The sequence below is a fragment of the Photorhabdus australis DSM 17609 genome, assembly GCF_000711895.1.
Classification (GTDB): Bacteria; Pseudomonadota; Gammaproteobacteria; order Enterobacterales; family Enterobacteriaceae; genus Photorhabdus; species Photorhabdus australis.
In genome coordinates this window covers 1-2,052 of the sequence record NZ_JONO01000118.1, presented here as the reverse complement: position 1 = coordinate 2,052, position 2,052 = coordinate 1, and the positions used below count along the sequence as shown (strand labels likewise).

Annotated in this window: 3 protein-coding genes; all 3 read left to right on the top strand. The window is 51.2% G+C overall.

Going from position 1 to position 2,052, the window contains the following annotated elements:
* A partial coding sequence (locus BO26_RS18320; protein WP_036774021.1) for a DUF2345 domain-containing protein occupies window positions 1-732 on the top strand: 732 nt, incomplete at its 5' end.
* Window positions 733-735: 3 nt separating this feature from the next.
* Window positions 736-1,548, top strand: coding sequence for a toxin Tle1 chaperone Tla1 (locus BO26_RS18315; protein ID WP_036774020.1), 813 nt, complete (start codon window positions 736-738; stop codon window positions 1,546-1,548).
* Window positions 1,529-2,041: a Tli1a family immunity protein gene (locus BO26_RS18310; protein ID WP_036774018.1), complete on the top strand. Its 513-nt coding sequence runs from the start codon at window positions 1,529-1,531 to the stop codon at window positions 2,039-2,041. Before BO26_RS18315 ends, BO26_RS18310 begins: the two co-directional genes overlap by 20 nt.
* Window positions 2,042-2,052 lie beyond the last annotated feature (11 nt).

Here is a 2,052-nt window from a genome sequence, read left to right as displayed (position 1 = left end):
GCGATCCGCGCGGGTAAGGGGTTGTTTATCAGTGCGGATGAACAGGCTAAAGCCCGTGGGGGGGTACTGGCGATGGCCCCGGCGATCAGTCTGGTCAAGGGGGCGGTCAATCAGGTGATGGAATGGGGAGCGGTGACAAAAAACCACCTGAATTATTCACCGGATACCGAGAGCCTGAAAACCTATTTACAGGGCGTGGATCAATTGAAAGTGGCGGCTATGTTACTCAGTGCGCCAGAGGGTATCGGTGTTGTCAGCCCGCAGACTGTGATGTTGCACAGTGGTCAGGCGCTCTATGCCCAAAGTGCGGGCGACGTGCATATGGCCAGTGCCTGCCGCATTGGGGTGAATGCTACTCAGGCCATCTCTTTACTGGCGCAGACAGAGGGAATGCGTCTGGTCTCAGGAAAAGGGCCATTCACGATGGAATCCCACGGGGATGAGTTAGGTCTTACCGCGTTAAAGGATGTCACCGTCAAATCAACGCAGGGGCAAGTACAGATTATCGCTAAAAATGGCCTGACGTTGGCGTGTGGCGGTGCCTATATCCGTCTCTCTCCGGCAGGAGAAATTGAAATTCATGGGCCGGGCCTGCTAAGCCTGAAAGGGCAGCACAAAATGGATGCCCCGGCCAAACAGGATTTTCCGTTACCTGACTTGCCGGAATCCGTGTGTAAAGAGTGCCTGGAAAAAGCGCAGGAGATGGCGCAAGGGTTTGTTTTGAGGAAATAACCGATGAATAACCATCAAATAACTGACTGGCACGCCATCTTGGTGGCGTTGGTAAAGGATAGCGGGATTGATTATCTCGATATGATTGTGGATCAGTCCGGAGGGGAATTCTCCCTGATCCCGACACTGCAAAGTTTTTTGCCTGAAATTAAGTGGTGTTCGTTGTTCCAAGGGTTGCCGGAAGAAGGGAGGAAGGATGCAGCCCCAATATTGCTGCGGATCGATTTAACCCAACTTGACCAGCAGCAATGGATGCAGGAAATCACTCTATCGTTGGGTCGTCAATCATTATTGTTGGTTTTGTGTTCCCGTTGGTCATTTGACTTGTTGTCGCAACACCTAATCCAGTGTGTGGACGCGGCTTACGCAGGGCAGGCGGGGATTTTACGCTTTTTTGATCCACGTATTTTTCCGATGCTGTTATCCCCTATTTTGGATAAGGAACAGCAACAACAATTCCTACAGCCCGCTCTATTCTGGAGCTGGCTTGATCGCGATGAGAGCCCGCGCTTTGCTTTGGGGACGGGTGATTTAGGCACAATTGATAACCCTATCGGGAAAATCGATCTTACCGATAAACAGCTGGAGTCTCTCCTGTGCGTTTCTGATGCTCATCTGCTAATGCCGCAACTGAAGCCATGCGACTACCCGGATGTGGCACGTGAACATCTGTTTAACCTCTGTTATGCCCTGATGGTCGAGGCATCAGACGCTCAGGTCTCACTGGATGATGAGCGGGCGTCATTCGTGCTTAAGCATCTCAAAGCCAGATTATCCCTCAATGAAGGAGAGAAAGATGAAAAAACACCGATTTAAATGGGCGGTTTTATGCCTGTTACTGGCGGCGTGTAGCCAGTTTCCGGCGCAGGCCGGCGTGATTATTGCGATTAACCATACCAAGTGGGCGATTAACCGGTTCAGTGTGGATGATACGCCGGGTATCGATATTATCGGGCCGTATCAGGGCGGTGGCGGTGGTTGCTGCTATAGCGTGCCAGCGAAATGGAAACCGGGGATGACGGTCAAGGTGGATTGGGAGGCCGGTGAAGCATCAACAAAGGGGTTTCCCGGTTTTGCTGATGAAGAAAAATATTTAGCTTGGCGTAATAAATTACGAGCTAATAATCGCCAGCATAGTCAGGTAGTGCCAGTGCCCGATTATACCGGTCAGCGCACCTGTGGGATTACGGTGCATTTCTTACCCTGTGATCAGGTGAAGGTGACGACGTCCTGCGCTACCTACAATAGTCCCAATTATCCGATTAAAGAACCGTTGAAAATGATGGAGCCGAAAGTATGTCCGAAATAATGCCGACAGGC

Excerpts from the sequence above, each read along its gene's own strand:
- BO26_RS18315 (WP_036774020.1), top strand. The coding sequence starts at position 736 with ATGAATAACCATCAAATAACTGACTGGCACGCCATCTTGGTGGCGTTG.
- BO26_RS18310 (WP_036774018.1), top strand. The coding sequence starts at position 1,529 with ATGAAAAAACACCGATTTAAATGGGCGGTTTTATGCCTGTTACTGGCG.